Raw genomic sequence first — 22168 nt, 5'->3', positions numbered from 1 at the left:
AAAAACATAACGTAAAGATACCTAATTAAGTTCCCTGTATTTGTGGACTTTTAGGTATCTTTTATTTTCGAACTTAATACATAGAAATAATGTAATTATTTCCTAATAAAATATTTTGTTTCCAACTACAAAATTTTTTAGTATAGTAGTAATGATTGATAAAATTAATAAAAATATCAATTGATTTAATTATAAGAAGTTTTTTTTTGAAGACCAAAAGGGAGAGAGGTTACAATGCCTGATTTAAGCGAATTGAAAAGTCATAAGACATTTATAATTGTCATGGACTTATTGTTAATTCTTGCTGCCTATATCTCAGCATTCTACATTAGATATCTTGACTTTCCACAGCGTAACTGGGATTCATTTATTTCCCTGTTACCATGGATATTGTTAATAGGTCTATTTTTCATAGCAGTATATGAACTATACGCTTTAGATCGAAAAAATACTTTCTGGGATATTCTTGTTAAAGTGGTCATCGCTGTTACATTCATGGCGTTTCTAACAATGGCAGCTTCCTATTTGTTTAGGGAATTTGCTATGCCACGTTCAGTTATTCTTATTGCAACAATTTTTATGATTATTTTGTTGCTTGGTTTTAAAATGATCTATTTAAAGCTAACACGGGGGAACTTAGTCGGTAGAGTGTTGCTAATAGGGGATGACAATAATACACAAAAGTTAATCGCAAAGATAAAGCATCCGATGCTAAAAGGGACAAGGGTGAAGCATATTCAGCCTAATACCTCCATAGATAAGATAAAACAACATCTCCGCCAAATTGACTATGTAGTATTATGTCCTTCAATAAGTAAGGAGACAAAGTCTGAAATTATATACCATGCTATGGAATACAATAAAATGGTGTATGTCATTCCATCTCTATATGAACTACTCTTACAAAGAGCAAGTGTTTCTCCACTTGATGATACTCTTGTGATGACAGTAAAACCATTTGGTTTGACATTTGACCAAGTATTAATTAAGCGAATATTTGACTTTGTAAGTTCAGCTTTAATTTTAGTTTTAATATCTCCTGTTTTATTGATAGTAGCTTTAATCATTAAACTAGAGGACTCAAAAGGAAGTATCATCTATAAACAAGAGCGATATGGTAAAAATAATAAGCCATTTATAATCTATAAATTCCGATCAATGATAGAGGGTGCCGAGAGTAAAACTGGTCCTGTATTAGCAACAGAGAATGATGACAGAATAACTAAGGTTGGTAGGTTTATGCGTGCAACTAGACTCGATGAACTTCCCCAACTATTTAATGTATTAAAAGGTGATATGTCTCTAGTTGGACCTAGACCAGAAAGAGGTTTTTTCATAAAGCAGTTGTCTAAAGAATACTACCATTATAGTTACCGTAGTACTGTACAACCAGGAATAACGGGGTATGCACAGATAATGGGGAAGTATAGTACAGAGGTAGAGGATAAACTTAGGTTTGATTTGTACTACATCCGTAATTACAGTTTTTGGTTAGACATAGTCATTCTCTTAAAAACATTTATCGTTTTATTAGATAAAACAAAAGCTGAAGGTACAGAGGAAAAAGATAAAAAGAAAGAGACTTCAAAGAAAATAAGGCATAACGAATTATAATAAAAAAAAATCCTATCCAGTTTTATTTATTAATCGACTTTTGTGTATTTAAATTATCAAGAATAATCACGATTATGCCCAATCTAGCTACTAAGAGTATGGAAAGCATAACCAGATATCGCTAAGTGGCATATAAATACCTAAGATGATTAATAAAAATCGTCTTAGGTATTTTTTGTTCATATCATTGACACAAAACGCCAAATTCTATAAACTTACAAACGAAACAAGTAATTTTTAAAGGTTTGAGGGGAAATTATGGCACAAAAACTAAGTGTAGATAAACCTAAAAAAAGAAAAATTCACAGAGTTTTTCTCTATGCAGGACTTACTATTGCTATGTTTGCATTAGTATATGGGGGATATGTAGGGGCTAAAGTATATCAAACATTAAATGACATTCAAGACGATGATTTTAATAACGAAAAAGAATTAGATGAAGTAGATAATTTTATATCAAATTATGATAGCAACGAGCACAGTATTGAGGAAGCTAAAGTAGAAATGGAACAAATGGTACGTAACGGGGATACCATCTCAATCATGATTGCTGGAGTGGATAATGAGCACGGGCGTATATCAGGTAGGTCAGACGTTTTAATGGTGGCAGTAATTGATCTAGAAACACAGGAATCAACGCTTTTGTCAATTCCTCGTGATACTTATGTAGAAATAGCTGGCACTGGGGAGTATGATAAGATCAATCATGCGTATGCAAACGGTGTTGATACGGCTGTGAAAACATTAGAGAACTTTCTAGATATTCCAATTGATCATTATATTGCTGTGAACTTTACAGGTTTTGAACAATTTATTGATTTTCTGGGTGGAATAGAATTAGATGTAGAAAGGACAATATATCATAACCTTCATCCAGAACGAGTCTATTTATATCCTGGGATTCAAACTGTAAATGGCAGCAATGCATTGGAGTATGTCAGATTTCGTGCAGATAACGAAGGGGACTTTGGGCGAAATCGACGTCAACAGCAAGTGGTTAAAGAAGTGTTAAATCAGAGTACCAGTTTGAGGTCGGTTACTAGAATCCCGGATATCCTTGATATATTAGGTAATAATGTACGAACTAGTATGGATACGGGTACCATGTTTAGTATGGTGAGAAACTTAAATTCCCTAACAGGTGATAATGTAGAAACGCTTCGATTAGTCGGAGAAGGAATGGTGTTGAACGGAGTGTATTATGTAGATGTTTCTGATGAGGATCACTCTGAAGTTGTGGAGGCACTACAGGAGAGAATGCAGATTGAATATGAAACTGTTTTAGTAAATTCTGATGAAGAATCAAAAAGCGTGGAAAAAGCATTAGAAGATTACTAATTTATATGAAGGCTTTCCTATCAAGGAAGCCTTTTTGTTATTCATAAATCTTTTTATATAAAAAACCGGACCTCAGCCCGGTTTAACATATACATATACAGTTTACTGAACTACTTCGTCTGCCTCTTCACCTTCAATATCTTGATCCACTTCCATTACTTCTGGTTCTTTTAAACCTAAGTGTACTTGAAGGATTTCTTGAATTTCTTGTAGGGATTCATCTCTAATTTTATAGTAGTAGATGCCACCTTCTCGATAGTCATCCCCTTCAAAGCTTAAAGATTCAATATCACTTAAACCACTTGCATAGGAGTGCATCGAAACAATGTTTCCAAAGGTAATATTTGTGTTTAAGTTTCTTTCTACACTATCCATTAACGAGTTGAAATTTGTAATCGAAGAAAAGCTTGCTGCTTCTTTAATAATGGCCTCAATTACTTCTTTTTGACGTTCACCACGTCCTAAATCTCCTCTAGGATCGCTTTTACGCATTCTAACATAAGCAAGGGCTTCTTCACCGTTTAATCGTTGCTCACCTTCGTGAATGGTAATTGTTCCATATGTTGCATTATCTTTTTCTGTAAATGTCATTGGTGAGTTAACTGTGATTCCACCTAACTCATCGATGATTTCCATGAAAGCGTCGAAGTTAAGGGAAACGAAATAATCTACAGGAATGCCTAATAAATTTTCCACAGTATCTAAAGTCATGTCAACCCCACCAAAAGCATGTGCGTGATTGATTTTATCCACACGATTCGCTCCAATAACATCTACTCTAGAGTCACGAGGGATATTTAACATTTTGATTGTACCTTCTTCTGGGTTAAACGTAGCTAATACCATGGCATCTGTACGCCCTCTTAAATCACCATCACGAGTGTCGAGTCCTAAGAAAAGGACTGATACGGGATCACTACTTGGGTTAACAGCTGCATCTCTTAAGTCTGACCTGTCTCCACGGTCCAAAATTATTTGGTTTTGTGAGAAAACACTTGCGATACTACTTGCAAAGTATGCTACAGCGCCTCCACCTAAAATGAAAAAGGCTAGAAATGTATAAAGGATGACCTTTTTCCAGGACGATTTCTTTTTCGTTGTTTTTTTATATTCAGTTCTTAATTGTGCCAATATAAGACACCTCTCATTCATATATTTATAGAATCTATTATATTTGACGTATTTTGCAAAGAAAGGATTCAGTTTTTTTGTAAATAATATGAATCCATTAAAGTATTTTACACCATAAACATCATTCAGTAAATGATATATTCTATCCATGGAAAAAAGATACATAGATTTTATGAGGAGGCTTTATCGGTCGCATATTGTAGTAGTCTTAATTTTATAAACGATTACTGAAGCTTTGTTAATTTGTTAAACGGATTTGCGCTACCTACATAAAAACTACATTTTTCTTTAATTATATCTACAAAAATATAAATTTATGCAAGAAAGTCGCATTTTGTTTTTAGTGAATTTGTGATAATTTATAGAAAAGTAGATTTTTTGGAGGAATATGGATGAAAGATGTCAAATGGAATTCGCCAATCACTTTGGCGTGTATTGGTATTTTTCTATATGGATTAGCGATGTTGCTTGATACCATATGGAAGTATTTTTTAAGTTATGGATAAAAATTATGAAACTAATATTAATGAGTGGGGGTGAACCTAATTAATGAAAAAAACGATTGGAGTTAGTGCATTAGTGGTCATTACTTTAGTAATTTCATTGTTTGCTAATTTTGACTACACTGCTTCACACTCGTTCGCAAGCTCCAATGCAGTAGGGGAGATTACTGCGAGTTCACTAAATGTCCGTGAACAGCCAAATACGTCGTCAAGAGTTATCTCTAGTTTTTCTAGAGGGACAATTGTTGAACTACACGAAAAAACAGGCCAGTGGTATAAAATTCGTGTGAATAACCGTTGGGGTTATATTCACGGTTCCTATGTGAGAATCGTTCAACAAGCTAGTTCTGGCTCAAGCATTATAGGTAGTGGAGAAGTTACTGCCACTCGATTGAATGTGAGGAGCCGGGCAAGTACGAGCGGCAGTGTCATTGGAAGCTTAGAACGAGGGCGTAAAGTAGACTTATATGAACAGAGTGGCAAGTGGTACAAGATCAGGATAAATAATTCCTGGGGCTACATACATGGGGATTATTTGAAAGTAACGTCATCAAACTCTGGAAATAGTGGTTCTGGTTCAAATTCACCTGCAGTTGGAGAAGTCATTGGTAATGGTGAGGTTACAGCCTCGCGTTTGAATGTAAGGAACCAGGCTAGTACAAGCGGAAGTGTGATTGGAAGTCTAGAGCGTGGTCGTAAAGTAGACCTGTATGAAAAATCAGGTCAATGGTACAAAATACGTATCAACAATTCCTGGGGTTTTGTCCATGGCGACTATTTAAAGATATCAGGGAGTGGCAATAGTGGTTCAGGGTCATCAGGCTCAAACAGTGGCTCAGGTTCTCAAACGAATGAAGTCATTGGTAGTGGGGAAGTTACTGCTACCCGTCTGAATGTGCGAAATCAGGCTAGCACCAATGGCAATGTGATTGGCAGCTTAGAGCGTGGCAGTAAAGTTGATCTATATGAAAAAACTGGCCAATGGTATAAAATACGTATCAATAATTCATGGGGCTTTGTTCATGGCGACTACTTGAGAGTAACCAATGCAGCTCCTTCTGACTCAGGAGGTAGCTCTAATCAAGGGGATTCAATCATTGGCAATGGGGAAATTACTGCGAGCAATTTAAATGTTCGTTCAAGTGCTTCTACATCTTCCAGTATCATTGGTAGCCTTCGCCGTGGAGCCAAAGTAGATTTATATGAAAAGAGCGGTGCATGGTACAAAATCAGGCATAATAATCGTTGGGGCTTTGTCCATGGGGATTATATAAAGGTTACGAATGCCGATGCTAGCAACCCTGGATCGGGGAATAGCAACAGCAATATTAACTTGTCTGGGAAAACAATATTTTTGGACCCTGGTCATGGTGGTCGCGATCCTGGTGCAGTAGTAAACGGCGTTTATGAGAGTCACCTTGTTTTTGACATCTCCAACAAACTAAAAACGAGACTTGAAAACGCTGGAGCGAAAGTAGTCATGTCACGGACGTCTGACACATTTGTGTCTTTAGGAAACCGATGGAGACAAGGGAATAGTTCTGGATCTGATATTTTTATCAGCTTGCATTTGAATTATTTTAGTTTAGCTAGTGCAAGTGGAACAGAAGTTTTCTTCGATCGAACGAATCAAGGAGCAAACAGTCAAAAGCTGGCTAATGCGATTCAGCAGCAACTCGTTTCACAGCTCCAGTTCCGTGATCGAGGAGTAAAGGAAAGAAACCTTGAAGTGATCCGCTTCTCACAGATGCCTGCAGTGCTTGTTGAGGTAGGCTTTATGTCTAATCAAAGTGATATGAACAAGATGACAAATGAACAGGATAAGATTGCAGATGCATTATTGGAGGCCATCGATCAGTATTTCAAATAAATGTATAGATTTAGGCTAATTTAAGGTGCAGGTTCGATAAACACCTTATTTATAAAAACGTTGTGTTCACTATTTTGAACACAACGTTTTATTATATTTGCTCTTCGTTTTCAATCTCAAGGTGTTCCTTCAATATTGATTGGACTTCATTCAAGGAAGTATTATCTAATTCGAAATAATAAATATTGTTAATTAAAACACCTGCCCCATCTAAAGTTAGGGACTCAATTTCATCAAGATTTCTTGCGTAGTTATGGAAGCTAACGATGTTATTGAAGGTCAAATTCGTATTCATATGCTCTTCAACACTTTCCATGACAGCACCAAATCTGGTGATCGATTGAAAGCTTACTGCTTTTTTGATTAGTGATTCCAATACTTCCTTTTGACGTTCTCCACGCCCCATATCACCTGCAGGATCATGTTTCCTCATACGCACATAGGCGAGAGCTTCCTCACCATTCAATGTTTGTTCTCCTTCATAAATGGTAATGGCACCTCTGCGGTCCGTGCTGTCACTTTCAGAAAACGTGAAGGGGACATTTACATCAACACCGCCAAGCTCATTAATTATTTCCACAAAGGAAATAAAGTTAAGTGTAACAAAATAATCGACAGGAATTTCAAGCAAACGCTCGACTGTATCTACTGTCATATCAATGCCGCCAAAGGAATGGGCATGATTAATTTTATCGATGCTGTTTCTACCAACGATTTTGACGCGTGCATCCCTAGGGATGGTCAACATGTTGATCGATTCCTCTTCAGGGTTAAAAGTTGCAAGGACCATGGCGTCTGTTCTTCCCCTTAAATCTTCTTCCCGACTATCGATTCCGAGAAAAAGAATGGAAACAGGGTCCTGTTTAGGGTCAACGTTTTCTTGACGCATCATGGAACGGTCACCGCGATCTAGTTCTACATGAGATTTAGATGTTGCATCTGCCATTTGATAGCCCATGTATGCTAAGCTGCCACCACCGATTAGGAAAATGCATAGGACGACTAGGGCACTATACAATATAAAACGTTTTAAAGGCGTCTTTCTTTTGCGTCTTGCGTTGCTTCTTGAGTACGTCAATAGCCGACTCTCCTTTAAAACTAAATTAATTTGTCTTCTTATTATGGGCGATTCTTTGTAAGTTATTTGTGACTTTTAACAGTTAATTTATCCAACTAATCAAATCTAAGTACACGTCACTCCTGAGAAAAATGTAGAAAAAAATCGTTTAATGTAGAATATGTGATTATCATGTATTTCCATCGTATAAATAGGATAAAAGTACTATAAGAAATTTGTTTTAATCAGTTACATTTTCAGAAAAAAAGTTGTAAAATAAGGATACGAATAGATGTTTTGGTTATTGATATTTTCGTGTGACGAAAGAATTACAGTATAAAAGTCCCAACTTAGTAGGGGGTGTTCATTTGGCATCAGAATCGGCGTTATTGTTCAATATAGTGAACGAAGACAATAAAAGTCAACCTGGATTAGTTATTATTGATCCATCAGGTATTATAAGGTATTTAAATGAAGAAGGTAGTAGACTTCTCAATAAAAAGGTAAAAGTCCGGCAAGGGGATAATATTTATGATACGCCTTTAGCCCCATATTTTTATAACTTAAACTCTACCAAGACGCCAGTGAGCATCAACCTTGAGCAAGTTACGTTGGACTATTCTTACAATAAGAAAGAGGAAGAACTGTTAGTAGGTAGTTTAGTTGAGGAGAACCCCGACGTTGTTTTTCCGGAAAAAAATTATTGGGACAGTCAAACAGAGAGGCTCGTTCAACAACTCAGTCTAAGATATGCTCATGAGATTTTAAATGCACTTACACCGGTTTATGGCATTCTTCAAATGATGAAAAAAGACACAGCAACAAGCGAGCATACAACATTTTTAGAGCTAGCACAGAGGGAAATTGAGAAAGGGAAGAATTATGTAAATGATTTTTTAAATATCAATTATCCAATGGCGCCACGTAAAACGTACATACGAGCAGGAGAGCTGCAGGAATGTATCAAAGTTAAAATTGAAGAGCAGGCACCCGAATTTACGCCCCATTTATCATGGGAGTTTGTTGGGAAGCGTCGATCCAAGGTCCAAGTCGATGTCATGCAATTACGCCTAATCATTCAGCTTCTTGTGAAAAAGTGGATAGACTTTGCAAAATGTCCTTCTACTATACAAATCATTTTTAATTCACTAGATCCAGAAAAATTCATCATTAGTATGAATATGGTAGACGAAGATGGGATTCCATTTGAAATCGATGATGAATTTGATTACTATCTCCATTTAACTAAAAAGTTATTAAGGAAATCTGGCGGTGAACTATTTATCGAAGATGGACTTACTATCGAATATTATTTTGAAGATGAGCAAAACTTAGTTCGTTGAAAGAACGAACTAAGTTTTCTTTTTGCCATTGGTTAAACTTAGGTGATGGGAATTAGGTTACTTTTTGCGTCATCATCAAGCTCAAGCAAGTCCTTGTATTATTTTAGTTTGTTTTATTGCCCAATATCCTTTTCTAAATATTGAACGCTTATTTTTTCCAACTTACCTTGGCCACTAGTTAAGTTAGTAAACCACTCCTCAAAGCTAGCTTCCTCCCCAACATACACAAGGACTTCGATCTGCACTTGATCCACGTAATCCATCTTATCAATGATGTATGGCGAAGAATGGAGCTCATTCTCCACTTTTCCTAGAAAGTGATAGTCAATCGTAAGCTTGTACCGCTGTGCAAGCCTCCGTTCAACGACTCCATTTGCAGTAATCCCTTCAGATGTAGCACTGCCATATGCACGGATTAAACCACCTGCTCCTAGCTTGATCCCACCAAAGTACCTTGTAATTACAACTACAGTATCTTTTAAATGGCGCTTTTTTAGTACTTCTAATATGGGAACACCTGCTGTTCCTGATGGTTCTCCATCATCGTTAGCTTTTTGAATTTGATCGTTTTCCCCAATCATATAGGCGGAGCAATTGTGGTTTGCGTTCCAATGCTCCTTTTTTATCTTTTCTATAAATGCTTGGGCATCTTCCTCTGAAGTAACTCGTTTAATGTGAGCAATAAAACGAGACTTCTGTATAACGATCTCGTGAATACCGTGATCTCCGTTTTTATTTTCTTTCACTGTATAATATGATGAGAGCATGACAAATTCTCCTTGAAAAAATGATTTGTGGTTATTATACCATGTTACCAGGTAACCGACCGATATATCGGTCGGTTACCTGGTAACGAACTCATTTAGCGAACGATTATTTCAAGTTAATTCCATAATATAGGAGGGATTTCTCCTCAAGAAAGAGAATTAATGAAATATTAATATAAATAATACGACAACGAACCAAGATTATTGTAAAATACGTCTATAGTTTGAAAGGTCTGTTTATTTGAAATGTTTTTCTCCAATTATCAAATATTCCCCCATAAACTGGGGAGATAAAACGAATGGTGTAGAGACCTCGCTTGCTTTTTACAAACAACACGGTCATCCATTACGTAGATAATAGGAAATAGAATGAAAGTGGGGAGACTACATATGGCTTCTGGTAACTCCATTCAAGACATATTACAAAAAATGATGGAAACCGTTGGGGACAGCAAAGAAAAGATTTTTGAAATAGGGGAAGAATCAAGGTCTGAGTACAGTCAGCTTAAGGCAGATTTAACTCTCGTTCAAAATAGTGTCATTAATATTATTGAGAAAACGGAACGCATGGAAGTCCATTCAAGATTTGCTAGAAATAGACTTGCTGAAGTAAGCAAGCACTTTGCGAATTATACGGATGAGGAAGTGAGATCTGCTTACGAACAAGCAAATGATTATCAAGTTCAGCTTGCAGTTTTGAGGCAAGAGGAAAAACAGCTACGAGAACGGCGAGATAACATTGAAAGACGCCTGATGAAGCTGAAGGATACAATCGACAGAGCGGAGGCCCTCGTCAGTCAAATTAATGTCGTCATAAATTATTTAACTGGTGACTTAAAACAAGTGACGGAGATGGTGGCAGACGCTGTCGAAATGCAGAAATTTGGCTTGAAGATTATTGAGGCCCAAGAAGAAGAGAGAAAGCGACTTTCCCGCGAAATTCATGATGGTCCTGCACAAATGATGGCGAATGTCATGCTAAGGTCAGAGTTGGTAGAGCGAGTATATAACGAACACGGTGTCCAGGAAGCCTTAAAGGAAATCCAGGATCTTCGTGAAATGGTGAAGGAATCATTATCGGAAGTGCGCCGCATTATATATGACTTGCGACCGATGGCGTTAGATGATTTAGGGTTGGTGCCGACATTGGCAAAGTACTTAAGGAACATTGAAGAACGAACAGGAATGAACGTGAGTTTTAAAAACTTAGGTAAGGAAATCCGCCTCCCATCAGAAATGGAAATTGCGTTATTTAGATTCGTACAAGAGGCTGTTCAAAATGCATATAAGCATGCATCGCCGTCTGAGGTGGTTGTGAAGATGGAGCTAAAGCCAACGAAAGCTATTGCCATTATTAAGGATGATGGGCGAGGTTTTGACCCAGAAGTGAAAAAGGAAGGATCCTTCGGGTTAATGGGAATGCGTGAAAGAGTGAATATGTTAGACGGTCAATTGACCATCGATTCAAAGCCAGGGCGTGGGACTTTACTCATGGTCCAAATCCCTATTAGTGGGAAAAAATGAGTAGAAAGAATGGTATAATTGAAGAGTATCGTCGTATTTACATGAACACGATTCTTAATGATGATAGAGGTACAGGAAAAAATTACTTAATTTATTGGAAAACAAAAGTATTTTTCTAAAATGCTTTATAATAATAATGGGTACTTTAAAAATAGATGTAGATGATCTAATGATGGGACTTGCCATAATAAAAAGGAAGCAATAATTTTACGAAAAATGCTGTAAATAAAAAGAGAATATTCAGGTCAAGGGAGCAAATCCTGGAGGAGGAGAAAACAATGAGTGAAGTAGAAAATCCAATTAGGATCGTATTAATTGATGACCACCAACTTTTTAGGGAAGGGGTCAAAAGGATTTTGGCGATGGAACCAAGCTTTGAAGTCGTTGCAGAAGGAAGCGATGGAGAAGTTGTGATAGATATCGTACGAAACTATCAGCCAGATGTTGTGTTAATGGATATTAACATGCCTAACGTGAATGGTGTGGAGGCGACGAAAAAATTAGTGGAAACTTTCCCTAAAGTAAAAGTGCTAATTCTTTCTATTCATGATGATGAGTCTTACGTAACACATGTTTTAAAAACAGGGGCTTCTGGTTACTTGCTTAAGGAAATGGATACTGACGCACTGATCGAGGCTGTAAAAGTAGTGGGTGAGGGCGGCGCATACATACACCCAAAAGTAACTTACAACCTCATCAGCGAATATCGCCGTTTAGCCAATGATGATAAGCCTGAAACGGAGATTGGCTTCCGTGAAGTGGAATATCGCAGACCTCTTCATTTACTAACAAAAAGAGAATGCGAAGTTCTCCAACTGATGACAGATGGGAAGAGTAATCGTGCCATTGGTGACGCACTATATATTAGTGAAAAGACAGTTAAAAACCATGTAAGTAACATCTTACAAAAAATGAACATGAACGACCGTACCCAAGCTGTTGTGGAAGCAATCAAAAATGGTTGGGTGAAGGTGAATTAAAGACTGTTTGGTTATGATGGACTAAACTGGGAAGCAAGCTGCTGGCATTATTATAATGTCGGTGGCTTTTTTAGGTGGAAATTTATATAAGTCGTCAGTTTTTTTAGGTGTTTATAAATGGCTTCCTATTCGAAATCAGAATGCGGACTGAAATGAGGGAGTGGAGCAATTTGAGTCCTCTGTCCTAGCTCATATCGACAGATTTTCGTAGTCGAGGATCGAATCTGTCGGTAATCCAAGCTCTAATCGACAGATTTTCGTTTTCGAGTATCAAATCTGTCGTTAATCCTTGTTCTTATCGACAGATTTTCGTTTTCGAGGATCAAAACTGTCGGTAATCCTTGTTCTTATCGACAGATTTGCGTTTTCGAGGAGCAAATCTGTCGGTAATTCTAGCTCTTATCGACAGATTTTCGTATTGGAGGGTCAAAACTGTCGGTAATCCCAGCTCTTATCGACAGATTTGCGATTTGGAGGATCAAAACTGACGGTAATCCCAGCTCTTATCGACAGATTTGCGATTTTATAGGATCAATCTGTCGGTAATCCTAGCTCTTATCGACAGATTTGCGATTTTATAGGATCAATCTGTCGGTAGTCCTAGCTCTTATCGACAGATTTGCGTTTTTGAGTATCAAATCTGTCGTTAATCCCAGCTCTTATCGACAGATTTGCGATTTTATAGGATCAATCTGTCGGTAGTCCTAGCTCTTATCGACAGATTTGCGTTTTGGAGGATCCAATCTGTCGGTAGTCCTAGCTCTTATCGACAGATTTACGATTTGGAGGATCCAATCTGTCGGTAATAGAAGTGGAGCGACTTGAGTCCACATTTTCCAGAAATGAGGACTGAAATGAGGGAGTGGGGCGATTTGAGTCCGCATTTTCCAGAAATGTGGACTCAAAAGAGGAAGTGAAGCAATTTGAGTCCGCATTTTCAAGAAATGTGGACTGAAAAGAGGAAGTGAAGCGATTTGAGTCCGCATTTTCAAGAAATGTGGACTGAAAAGAGGAAGTGAAGCGATTTGAGTCAACATTTTCCAGAATTGTGGACTGAAATGAGGGAGTGGAGCGACTTGAGTCCGCATTTTCCAGAAATGCGGACTGAAATGAGGGAGTGGAGCGACTTGAGTCCGCATTTTCCAGAAATGAGGACTGAAAAGAGGAAGTGAAGCGACTTGAGTCTGCATTTTCCAGAAATGCGGACTGAAAAGAGGAAGTGAAGCAATTTGAGTCCGCATTTTCCAGAAATGCGGACTGAAATGAGTGAGTGGAGCGATTTGAGTCCGCATTTTCCAGAAATGCGGACTGAAATGAGTGAGTGGAGCGATTTGAGTCCGCATTTTCCAGAAATGCGGACTGAAATGAGGGAGTGAAGCGACTTGAGTCCGCATTTTCGCAGAATGGGGACTGAATATTAGTGAAGCAATTTGAGTCTTCATTTTCGTAATTAGATGGAATACGGTAAAGTTTTCAAGTGCCACGAATCTATATCGCAATACAAAGAATACGACAAAGCCTCAGCCCCAGCCCCAGATCCAGAGCAACAAAATAAAGGCGTTTATTTAGTATTGGCTAATTACAATCCGACCCTATTCTATTAAAGCCCCGAACTCACTCCTCACCAAACCCAATTCTAGTAAAATTATGTGATTTAAATGGAAACAATAGACAAACCGCTAGCAAACTTGATACTATGAATTATAAGTGACCAAAGAAATTTAATAGTAGAGATATTAGTTTTTACCACATGTCAAAAAGAATTTGACGACAAATGAAACGTCCACAATTACTAGAAACTGAAATTACCACTGCACTATCATTTCTTTCTTCACCCATGAAACGAAAATGGAAAAAATATTCAATGCAAGAAAGTGGATTATTATCTTTTATTTACATACAATCAAATAACATCATTAGAAAAGAAAAAGAGGCAACACCACAAACATTGTTAATTGAAATTTAAACGGAAGAAGTGTGAAAATTTATGAGTAAAATTGCAATCATAACTGATAGTACAGCTTACATACCGAAAGAAACGAGAGAAGCCAAAAACATCTCGATGGTGCCACTCAACGTTGTTTTTGGTGAAGAAGCGTATAAAGAAGAGCAAGAAATAACAGCAGAACAGTTTTACGAAGAAATGAAGGCAAAAGAAGATCTGCCGACGACTTCCCAACCTGCCATAGGTCTATTCGAAGAAAAGTATCAGGAATTAGCGAAGGAAGGATATGACGAAGCGATTGTCATTACTCTTTCTAGCGGGATTAGTGGGACGTTCCAAACTGCTGTAGCTGCTGGAAATATGGTTGATGACATAAAGGTCCACGTTTTTGACTCAGAAATTAGCTGTATGGTGCAAGGATTTTTTGTCTTAAAGGCAGCAGAATTGGCGGCAGCTGGTGAGACAAGTGAATCTATTCTGAAGAAGCTTGATGAAATGAAAGCCAATACGCGAGCATACTTTATGGCTGATGACTTGAGCCACTTACACCGTGGTGGGAGACTGAACGGTGCACAGTTGATCGTTGGAAGCCTATTGCAAATAAAACCGGTTTTGCATTTTGAAAACAAGGTGATTGTACCTTACGAGAAAGTTCGTACGGAGAAGAAAGCGATGGGTAAAATCTTGAGCATGCTAGATGAAGACGCGAAGAAACACCCGTTAAAAATTACTGTTATCCATGCAAATCGCCAAGACAAAGCGGACTTACTTGCAACTGACTTACGAGATCAGTACCCTGACAGCCAAATTGACGTGAGCTATTTTGGCCCAGTGATCGGAACCCACCTTGGAGAAGGAAGTATGGGAATCGGCTGGGTAAAACTATAGATTTTTAATACTGTGGAGGCAATGAGCGGAACGTGTAAATTTTCTCACTGTCCTCCTACCTCTTTTGAACACGGGGACGGTTCTTGCGTTCACGGTTTCGTTTCCCTTGTGAACGCAAGAACCGTCCCCGTGTTTACAAACCCCCAAACTGAAAGGAGCACCCCCTATGCGCTTCTACACTCTAAACCTATCTGAAATAGAGTATCTCAAAAACAAACACACCCATCGAGATTTAACCTCCACTAACCATCTTCTACCCTACACAACTATCAATTTCCAGGACAATGAAGTTTGGCTGTTACCAGAATTTCCGTCACACAGTGAACTTGCACTCCACCCTCTGTACTCAGAACCTACCATTCAAAAAAAGAACTCCAAAACTATTTTTAAACTAGCTTCAGAGGGAATTAACTTCTATTTTCCACCCCCTAATCATAACTTCCAGAACAACTCAGAACTCGTCTCCATCATTAAAAAACGACAGCTTCTATTTGATGAAATCCCCTTTTCCATGGAAGAAATTCATGTTCATGCTTGTCATGGATTTGTGAGTTATTCACCTGGAGTGATGAAAGGTAAGGAAAAAGGATCGGGGGAAGGAGGTCAGTTACAATGCAAGCGGTGCGGTAATCGTGATCCATTTTTATTTGGAACTCACGATTGTTATCGTTGCAAAGAAAAATGCACTTATTGTCGTAGTTGTTTGATGATGGGCAAAGTGTCCACGTGCACCCCGCTTTGTGAACAGCGGGACGGTTCTCCTGTTCACGAGGTAGGTGGTGAACGGGAGAACCGACCACACGTTCACGAGATGGCGTGGAGTGGAACGTTATCCTTTTTTCAACAGAAGGCGTCGGATAAGTTGTGCCAAACGATTGAAGCATTTCTGCAAGGTACAAACGAGAAGGACACGTTTTTATCCTGGGCAGTTTGTGGCGCAGGGAAGACGGAAATGTTGTTTTACGGGATTCAACTGGCACTGAATGCAGGCTTGAACGTCCTCATTGCCACACCAAGAACGGACGTGGTGCTGGAGCTAGAGCCTCGTTTTAAGGAAGCATTCCCAAAAACAAACGTGCAGGCACTTTATGGAGGTGCGGAAAATCGTTTTGCGCAAGGGGAGCTCATCATCAGCACGACCCACCAAGTGTTACGATTTCACAAAGCGTTTGACATTGTGATCATTGATGAGGTGGACGCATTTCCATATACGGCAGACCGGAAGTTGCGGTACGGCGTCGATAAGGCGAAGCACAACAGGAGTCTCACTGTTTTCGTATCTGCTACGCCTGATGAAAAAATGAAGCGGGCTGCTGAAAAGGGAGAAATTCTATCCGTGAAGGTGGCAAGGAGATACCATAAGCACCCATTACCCGAGCCAAGATTCCAGTGGGTTGGACAATGGAAAAAACAGTTGGAGCGGAAGTCACTGCCAGTTCCCCTTCGAAAGTGGTTGGAAGGCCACCTCGCCAGTAGAAAGCAAATTTTTCTTTTTATCCCGAGCGTGGCGATAATTGAAAAAGTAATGAACGCTTTGGAAAAAGAGCTCAGAACAGAAATAGAATCTGTCCACTCTTCCGATCCGGATCGGAGAGAAAAGGTAATGCAGTTTCGAAAGGGCGTTACAAGGGTGCTCGTTACCACAACGATTTTGGAGCGTGGAGTGACGGTAAAGGATGTGCAAGTGGGAGTGGTAGGGGCAGAGGATCGGATTTTTACGGAGTCGGCTCTTGTTCAAATCTCGGGAAGGGCTGGAAGGAGTCCTGATTGCCCGAGGGGAGATGTGGTGTTTTTTCACTATGGGAAGACGGAGGAAATGGTGAAAGCGGTGCGGCACATCAAAGAAATGAACAAGCTTGGAGAGGCGGAGTTGCGTGAAGAAAGGAAGGGGGAGTGACAAATGGCGAGATGGTTGGAAATGGTGCAGGGGACAGAGCGTTGTTTGTGGTGTGATGCTACATTTGAAGGGAATATGGGCTGGGGGTGGGTTCTTGGGATTGCGCAGACAACCCACCTCTGCGGTATTTGCAGTGGCCAGTTGCAGCGGATTCAAGAACTTACATGCAAGGAGTGCGGTCGGCCAAGGGTGGGGGAGCTGAGTGTAGAGAAGGGGATTGAGGTGGGGAAAAATAATGTGGGGGGAAAGAAGAACGCGGATATAGGGAGTGGTTCGAAGGAGACTACTTCAAGTTTTCCCGAAAAAAAGAAGTTGGGGGTTTGCTCGGACTGTCAACGCTGGAAGGAGATAGAGCCATGGAATTCGTTGTCGTTCCAGCATCGTGCGTTGTATGTGTACAATGAGTTTCTGCAGGAGGTGATGGCGCGTTTGAAGTACCGGGGGGATGTGCAGTTGGCGAAGTTGTTCACTGACGATCTCCGGAAGTTGGGGCGGAAGTCGTTCGGTCACTTTGATTATGTTGTTCCGATACCATTAAAGGGGTCGCGGCATTGGGAGCGTGGCTTCAATCAGGCGGAGGCTCTGGCGGGGGGATTTGGGCAGGTGAAGGAGTTGCTGGAGCGGGTGAGTATGTCTGATGGGAAGCAGAGTAAAAGGGGGCGTGTGGAGCGGATCGAGTCGTTGAAGGGGGCATTTCGGGTGAAGGACGGGGGAGTGGAGTTGAAGGGGAAGCGGGTGCTTATAGTTGATGACATTTACACCACGGGGGCGACGATTCGAAGTGCGGCGGCGGAATTGTATGGTGGTGGGGCGGCTGAAGTGTGCGCAGTTACGGTTGCGAGGGGGATTGGGAAAAAGGCTGCGGAATCTTTGAAAACGTGAGTGGAGGGCAAATTAGAGGGTGATTGAAACAATTTTTTTTTGCAATAAGGCTAATGGTTTGTGTCATCCTGTCGATATAATAAAAAAGAGGATTTGTAGGAGGCGTTGAGCCAATGAGCTTAAATAATATAGATAATTGTCCAAGTTGTGGGAAGGTCTTCGTGAAGGCGCTGCGACCTGTATGTAATGAGTGCCACCGTGAAGTGGAGAAAAAGTTTAATACTGTTTACACTTTTATTAAAAAGAGGGAGAACAGAATGGCTTCGCTCGAGGAGGTTCATGAGGGCACGGAGGTTGAGAAGGATTTGATTGTGCATTTTATTCGTGAGGGTAGGATTCATCTGGCCCAGTTCCCTAACCTGGGTTACCCATGTGAAAAATGTGGTAGCTTCATTCGAGAGGGAAGAATTTGTAAGGAGTGTCGTTCAGAGATTCGTTCTGGGTTGGACCAGATAGATCGAGAAAAGAGTTTTGAGGATAGGAAAAAGCAAACGGAGAGATCAAAAGTGACAACATACCATTCTTTAAATCAACGTTTGAATAGAAAGTAAGTGGAGGCTAAACATTTATTTGTTTTTGCCGATATATATGGAAGATGAATTTGTTGAAAAAAATGGACTATATTAACTGGGCTATGGAATCCAGTTTTCGTAAAAAGGAGGTTTTCGGATGAAAGTCAATCCAATGCACTCACTAAACGCCTATCAAAAACAGCAAAATGTTGGAGCAAAGAAAAAGGCTGATGTTAATAAAAAGCACGATCAGTTACAAATCTCGTCTGCGGCAAAGCAAATGCAGGAGATGTCGAGAATCACGACTGAGCGTCAGGAAAAAGTGGAGCGTATAAAAGCTGAAATCGACCAAGGAACTTATAAGGTTGATGCCAAAGAGGTAGCAAAGAAATTCTACGAGTTTTGGGATTGATAACTGAGGGCGGCGGTCTTTGATCGCGGTATGGTTTTTGGTTCTGGTTGGACAAATGGTTTGTGAGGGAAAAAAGCTAGAGGGGGCTTATTAAATGGAGAAAACAGCACAGGAATTAAAAACAATTCTACAGACGATGACAGCATTGCATAAAAAATTCAATGATAAGGCCCTTGAAAAGCAGGAGATAGTGAAAAAAGGGGATATGCCAGGATTGGAGAAGCTGATGAAGGAGGAGTCTGTCCTGATTCAGCAGCTTCGCAAGCTGGAATCAACGAGGCATCATTTTGTAACGAAGATGCTTGAGGAAAAGGGAATTGTGAAAGAAGACGTAACGATGGAAAGAATCATGTCGTTTTTTTCTGAAGAGGATCAGAAGGAGCTTGGAGTTTGGCAGCACCATTTGGTCACAGAAATCACAAAGCTGCAGCAACAGAACGAATTGAATAATCAGTTGATTGAAGAGTCTTTACGTTTTGTCAACATTTCCCTTGAAGCGGTGCACCCGCAACAGCAATTTGGAAACTATCAGCGCCCAGATGAAAAACAAGACGAGTATCGAGATCCTGGGACAAGGTCCATTTTCGATTCGAAGGCGTAGAAAAAACATGGTGTACTATGAATAATAATAATTGTTTTATAATGCACAACTATTTAACAACCCTTCAATAAGGGATGTTGATGAGACCGGAGCAAACGAGGTAACTGTCTCTTCCTCTACAAGTATATACTCCGGAGCGGATCCGTCGAGACAACTCGAAGCATTAGCGCCGAAGTAGCGCTCGTTCCTGTGGAAAAGGAAGGCAGGGCAAGACCCTGCAGAGCGAAGCTCGAAGCGGCTTGCCGGCTTCTCCACGGAAAGCGAGTTTGCGCAGGTCTCATCAACCACACGTGGAAAGCGAGTAAATCGTAGGTTGTTCCAACTACAAATATCGGAAATAGATAAAATTTGAAACTAGTTCAGCACGATCTAGATTGGAGAGATAGAGATGAAATCCACGTTTCACGGATTAGAAACTGCACGCCGAGCCCTGTCAGCACAGCAAACGGCGATTCAAACGACAGGACATAATATAGCAAATGCAAATACACCTGGTTATTCAAGACAACGTGTAAATCTGCAGCCAACAGGAGGATTCCCAACACCTGGTTTTTCCCAGCCATCAATTACGGGGCAATTAGGGTCGGGTGTAACGGCAGGAGAGATCACGAGAATTCGTGAAGTTTACTTAGACGACCAGTTTCGTGGGGAAAACAATAAGCATGGCTACTGGAATAGTTTACATGAGTCTCTTGTGAAAATGGAAGATATTATGAATGAGCCGACGGAAGATGGCCTTGCTAACATGATGGATCGTTTCTGGCAGTCTCTACAAGATTTATCTGTACATCCTGAGGACGCAGGTGCGAGATCGGTTGTGCGTCAGCGTGGTATTGCCCTTTCGGAGACGTTTAACTATACGTATAACTCCCTTCAGGCTGTTCAAAATGATCAGAAGAACCAGCTACAAGTAGAGCAGGATCAAATTAACTCGTTATTACGACAAGTTAATAATATTAATAAACAGATTGCAGCTATTGAACCACATGGACATTTATCCAATGACCTCTACGACCAACGGGACATTCTAGTGGACGAGCTTTCCCAGTTTATTAATGTTTCTGTTGAACAGGTAGGGAGTGGCGGTCTAGCTAAGGATATGGCAGCTGGCCGATACACCATTAAACTATTAGATGGAAATGGCCGAGACATGGGTGTGACGCTGGTAGATGGGACGCGCCTTGAGGCAAACGAATTGCATATATCCTATGATGAAGATTCTGGTTTAGTAGATAAAATGTTTATTGCAAAACCAAGGGCGCTGGAAGGTATCGAAAGTGTTGCAGAATTAGAAGGAAAAGGTGGCGTAATGACTTTTGATAGTTTAGAAGCATTCCGATCACCAGGATCCTTCTCTGCATTAATAGAATCCCACGGCTATCTTGACAGTCAAGGGAACGAAAAGGGCCTATACCCTGAGATGATGGCACAGCTAGATCAAATGGTATTCACCTTCGTGGAAGCATTTAATAAGGTTCACAGTGAAGGTTGGAGTCTATCAGAAATCACTGATGGGGAAAAAGCTCATGATGGTTTAGGATTCGATTTTTTCACCTATGCACGGGGAACAACGGAAATTACGGAGGATTCTATCAAGGGGGCGGCACAGCGTCTCAAAGTACATGACGATATCATTCGTAATCTTGATAATATAGCTGCGTCTGGAGCGGCTGATGGAGATACTCCAGCTGAGATTGGTTTCAGTGGAGATGGCTCAAATGCTTTAGCTTTAGCCAATGTGAAGGACGCTTCCATAAGTTTTGGAGGCAGTGCAACAACAAATGTACAGGCATTTTACCAAGGGATTATAGGTGACATGGCCGTTAATGCAAATGAAGCAGAGCGTATGACACGAAATTCAGCGACCCTGAGGGATTCTGTTGATGAGCGCCGCATGTCAGTCAGCGGAGTGTCATTGGACGAAGAGCTTACGAACTTGATTCAATTCCAGCATGCTTATAACGCAGCGGCGAGAAGTATCACTGCCGTCGACGAAATGCTAGATGTGATTATTAACCGAATGGGTGTAGTAGGTCGATAGATAAAAGGTAAATAGGTGTTAGATTAGTAGGTTTGTAGTTTGGTTGGGCTCTGGGATTGGAATCTAACGTGAAAACCGTTAAGTGCGAGGGATTCGCGTGAGTTAGGTGCTTGATCTCACGCGAAACTAGTGGGAAGTGGGAAACTCACGTGAGATAGGCCCTTAATCGCACGAGAAAACCGAGAAAAGTGAGAAACTCGCGTGAGATAGGACCTTAATCGTACGCGAATTCCAAGAAAAGTGGAAAACTCACGTGAGATAGGCCTGTAATCGAACGCCAAAATCGAGAAAAGTAGGAAACTCACGTGAGATAGGAGCTAAATCGCACGTGAAAATCGCGAAAAGTGGAAAACTCGCGTGAGATAGACGCTTAATCGCACGCGAAAACCGTGAAAAGTGAAAAACTCACGTGAGATAGACGCTTAATCGAACGCGAAAACCGATAAAAGTGAAAAACTCACGTGAGATAGGAGCTTAATCGAACGCGAAAATCGAGAAAAGTAGGAAACTCACGTGAGATAGGAGCTTAATCGCACGTGAAAATCGAGAAAAGCAAGAAACACACGTGAGATAGGAGCTAAATCGCACGTGAAAATCGCGAAAAGTGGAAAACTCGCGTGAGATAGGCGCTTAATCGCACGCGAAAACCGTGAAAAGTGAAAAACTCACGTGAGATAGGCGCGTAATCGAACGCGAAAATCGAGAAAAGTAGGAAACTCACGTGAGATAGGAGCTAAATCGCACGTGAAAATCGCGAAAAGTGGAAAACTCGCGTGAGATAGGCGCTTAATCGCACGCGAAAACCGTGAAAAGTGAAAAACTCACGTGAGATAGGCGCGTAATCGAACGCGAAAATCGAGAAA

At 40.2% G+C, this 22168-nt stretch carries 19 protein-coding genes; 15 read left to right on the top strand and 4 right to left on the bottom strand.

Features of this window, described 5'->3' with window-relative positions; genetic code table 11:
* The first annotated feature begins 234 nt into the window (after positions 1 to 234).
* Positions 235 to 1614 (top strand): sugar transferase, encoded by a 1380-nt coding sequence (locus tag BW724_RS18095; protein WP_088076545.1) that lies wholly within the window; start codon positions 235 to 237, stop codon positions 1612 to 1614.
* A gap of 258 nt (positions 1615 to 1872) precedes the next feature.
* Positions 1873 to 2952: an LCP family protein gene (locus tag BW724_RS18090; RefSeq protein ID WP_088076544.1), complete on the top strand. Its 1080-nt coding sequence runs from the start codon at positions 1873 to 1875 to the stop codon at positions 2950 to 2952.
* 102 nt (positions 2953 to 3054) lie between these two features.
* On the opposite strand, the gene BW724_RS18085 is transcribed toward BW724_RS18090, so the two are convergent.
* The gene (locus BW724_RS18085) at positions 3055 to 4083 is read right to left on the bottom strand and encodes an LCP family glycopolymer transferase (protein ID WP_088076543.1); all 1029 of its coding nucleotides are present in this window, start codon (positions 4081 to 4083) and stop codon (positions 3055 to 3057) included.
* 549 nt (positions 4084 to 4632) lie between these two features.
* On the opposite strand from BW724_RS18085, the gene BW724_RS18080 reads away from it, so the two are divergent.
* A complete protein-coding gene (locus BW724_RS18080) occupies positions 4633 to 6456 on the top strand; it encodes an N-acetylmuramoyl-L-alanine amidase family protein (RefSeq protein ID WP_088076542.1) in 1824 nt (607 codons plus the stop codon).
* Between the two features lie 91 nt (positions 6457 to 6547).
* Here the strand turns inward: BW724_RS18080 and BW724_RS18075 are convergent, their stop codons facing one another.
* A complete protein-coding gene (locus tag BW724_RS18075; protein WP_088076541.1) occupies positions 6548 to 7534 on the bottom strand; it encodes an LCP family glycopolymer transferase in 987 nt (328 codons plus the stop codon).
* 347 nt (positions 7535 to 7881) lie between these two features.
* On the opposite strand from BW724_RS18075, the gene BW724_RS18070 reads away from it, so the two are divergent.
* Positions 7882 to 8856 (top strand): sensor histidine kinase, encoded by a 975-nt coding sequence (locus tag BW724_RS18070; protein ID WP_088076540.1) that lies wholly within the window; start codon positions 7882 to 7884, stop codon positions 8854 to 8856.
* A gap of 113 nt (positions 8857 to 8969) precedes the next feature.
* Here BW724_RS18070 and BW724_RS18065 read toward each other — a convergent pair whose 3' ends face one another.
* Positions 8970 to 9623: a YigZ family protein gene (locus BW724_RS18065; RefSeq protein ID WP_088076539.1), complete on the bottom strand. Its 654-nt coding sequence runs from the start codon at positions 9621 to 9623 to the stop codon at positions 8970 to 8972.
* Between the two features lie 390 nt (positions 9624 to 10013).
* Here BW724_RS18065 and BW724_RS18060 point away from each other — a divergent pair, with 390 nt between their 5' ends.
* From BW724_RS18060 to BW724_RS18055, 3 genes are all read left to right on the top strand, one after another.
* Positions 10014 to 11147, top strand: a complete 1134-nt coding sequence (locus BW724_RS18060) for a sensor histidine kinase (protein ID WP_088076538.1) — start codon at positions 10014 to 10016, stop codon at positions 11145 to 11147.
* Positions 11144 to 11266: a hypothetical protein gene (locus BW724_RS24315; RefSeq protein ID WP_268876158.1), complete on the top strand. Its 123-nt coding sequence runs from the start codon at positions 11144 to 11146 to the stop codon at positions 11264 to 11266. Before BW724_RS18060 ends, BW724_RS24315 begins: the two co-directional genes overlap by 4 nt.
* Before the next feature lie 159 nt (positions 11267 to 11425).
* Positions 11426 to 12127 (top strand): response regulator, encoded by a 702-nt coding sequence (locus BW724_RS18055; RefSeq protein WP_088076537.1) that lies wholly within the window; start codon positions 11426 to 11428, stop codon positions 12125 to 12127.
* A gap of 704 nt (positions 12128 to 12831) precedes the next feature.
* Here the strand turns inward: BW724_RS18055 and BW724_RS18050 are convergent.
* Positions 12832 to 13611, bottom strand: coding sequence for an NEL-type E3 ubiquitin ligase domain-containing protein (locus BW724_RS18050; protein WP_088076536.1), 780 nt, complete (start codon positions 13609 to 13611; stop codon positions 12832 to 12834).
* Positions 13612 to 13901: 290 nt separating this feature from the next.
* Between BW724_RS18050 and BW724_RS23985 the strand changes: the two genes are divergently transcribed.
* The 8 genes from BW724_RS23985 to flgK all read left to right on the top strand — a co-directional run bounded on the left by BW724_RS23985 (position 13902) and on the right by flgK (position 21305).
* Positions 13902 to 14093, top strand: coding sequence for a hypothetical protein (locus BW724_RS23985; RefSeq protein WP_088076535.1), 192 nt, complete (start codon positions 13902 to 13904; stop codon positions 14091 to 14093).
* Positions 14094 to 14114: 21 nt separating this feature from the next.
* Positions 14115 to 14960, top strand: coding sequence for a DegV family protein (locus BW724_RS18040; RefSeq protein WP_088076534.1), 846 nt, complete (start codon positions 14115 to 14117; stop codon positions 14958 to 14960).
* 166 nt (positions 14961 to 15126) lie between these two features.
* Positions 15127 to 16857, top strand: coding sequence for an ATP-dependent helicase ComFA (locus tag BW724_RS18035; RefSeq protein WP_088076533.1), 1731 nt, complete (start codon positions 15127 to 15129; stop codon positions 16855 to 16857).
* Positions 16858 to 16860: 3 nt separating this feature from the next.
* Complete coding sequence (locus BW724_RS18030) at positions 16861 to 17739, top strand: ComF family protein (protein ID WP_088076532.1); 879 nt, start codon at positions 16861 to 16863, stop codon at positions 17737 to 17739.
* 113 nt (positions 17740 to 17852) lie between these two features.
* Complete coding sequence (locus tag BW724_RS18025) at positions 17853 to 18290, top strand: TIGR03826 family flagellar region protein (RefSeq protein WP_088076531.1); 438 nt, start codon at positions 17853 to 17855, stop codon at positions 18288 to 18290.
* Positions 18291 to 18408: 118 nt separating this feature from the next.
* A complete protein-coding gene (flgM, locus tag BW724_RS18020; protein ID WP_088076530.1) occupies positions 18409 to 18663 on the top strand; it encodes a flagellar biosynthesis anti-sigma factor FlgM in 255 nt (84 codons plus the stop codon).
* 94 nt (positions 18664 to 18757) lie between these two features.
* A complete protein-coding gene (locus BW724_RS18015; RefSeq protein ID WP_088076529.1) occupies positions 18758 to 19264 on the top strand; it encodes a flagellar protein FlgN in 507 nt (168 codons plus the stop codon).
* A gap of 388 nt (positions 19265 to 19652) precedes the next feature.
* A complete protein-coding gene (gene flgK, locus BW724_RS18010; RefSeq protein WP_088076528.1) occupies positions 19653 to 21305 on the top strand; it encodes a flagellar hook-associated protein FlgK in 1653 nt (550 codons plus the stop codon).
* Positions 21306 to 22168: the final 863 nt, after the last annotated feature.

It is taken from the genome of Litchfieldia alkalitelluris, from assembly GCF_002153425.1.
In the GTDB taxonomy this organism is placed as follows: domain Bacteria; phylum Bacillota; class Bacilli; order Bacillales; family Salisediminibacteriaceae; genus Evansella; species Evansella alkalicola.
Note: the sequence above shows the minus strand (reverse complement) of the source record. Positions and strands in the feature narration are given on the sequence as shown.

What these genes read in the sequence shown, in the direction of transcription:
- BW724_RS18095 (WP_088076545.1), top strand. Translation starts at nt 235, where the DNA reads ATGCCTGATTTAAGCGAATTGAAAAGTCATAAGACATTTATAATTGTC.
- BW724_RS18090 (WP_088076544.1), top strand. Translation starts at nt 1,873, where the DNA reads ATGGCACAAAAACTAAGTGTAGATAAACCTAAAAAAAGAAAAATTCAC.
- BW724_RS18080 (WP_088076542.1), top strand. Translation starts at nt 4,633, where the DNA reads ATGAAAAAAACGATTGGAGTTAGTGCATTAGTGGTCATTACTTTAGTA.
- BW724_RS18065 (WP_088076539.1), bottom strand. Translation starts at nt 9,623, where the DNA reads ATGCTCTCATCATATTATACAGTGAAAGAAAATAAAAACGGAGATCAC.
- BW724_RS18060 (WP_088076538.1), top strand. Translation starts at nt 10,014, where the DNA reads ATGGCTTCTGGTAACTCCATTCAAGACATATTACAAAAAATGATGGAA.
- BW724_RS24315 (WP_268876158.1), top strand. Translation starts at nt 11,144, where the DNA reads ATGAGTAGAAAGAATGGTATAATTGAAGAGTATCGTCGTATTTACATG.
- BW724_RS18055 (WP_088076537.1), top strand. Translation starts at nt 11,426, where the DNA reads ATGAGTGAAGTAGAAAATCCAATTAGGATCGTATTAATTGATGACCAC.
- BW724_RS23985 (WP_088076535.1), top strand. Translation starts at nt 13,902, where the DNA reads ATGAAACGTCCACAATTACTAGAAACTGAAATTACCACTGCACTATCA.
- BW724_RS18040 (WP_088076534.1), top strand. Translation starts at nt 14,115, where the DNA reads ATGAGTAAAATTGCAATCATAACTGATAGTACAGCTTACATACCGAAA.
- BW724_RS18035 (WP_088076533.1), top strand. Translation starts at nt 15,127, where the DNA reads ATGCGCTTCTACACTCTAAACCTATCTGAAATAGAGTATCTCAAAAAC.
- BW724_RS18030 (WP_088076532.1), top strand. Translation starts at nt 16,861, where the DNA reads ATGGCGAGATGGTTGGAAATGGTGCAGGGGACAGAGCGTTGTTTGTGG.
- BW724_RS18025 (WP_088076531.1), top strand. Translation starts at nt 17,853, where the DNA reads ATGAGCTTAAATAATATAGATAATTGTCCAAGTTGTGGGAAGGTCTTC.
- flgM (WP_088076530.1), top strand. Translation starts at nt 18,409, where the DNA reads ATGAAAGTCAATCCAATGCACTCACTAAACGCCTATCAAAAACAGCAA.
- BW724_RS18015 (WP_088076529.1), top strand. Translation starts at nt 18,758, where the DNA reads ATGGAGAAAACAGCACAGGAATTAAAAACAATTCTACAGACGATGACA.
- flgK (WP_088076528.1), top strand. Translation starts at nt 19,653, where the DNA reads ATGAAATCCACGTTTCACGGATTAGAAACTGCACGCCGAGCCCTGTCA.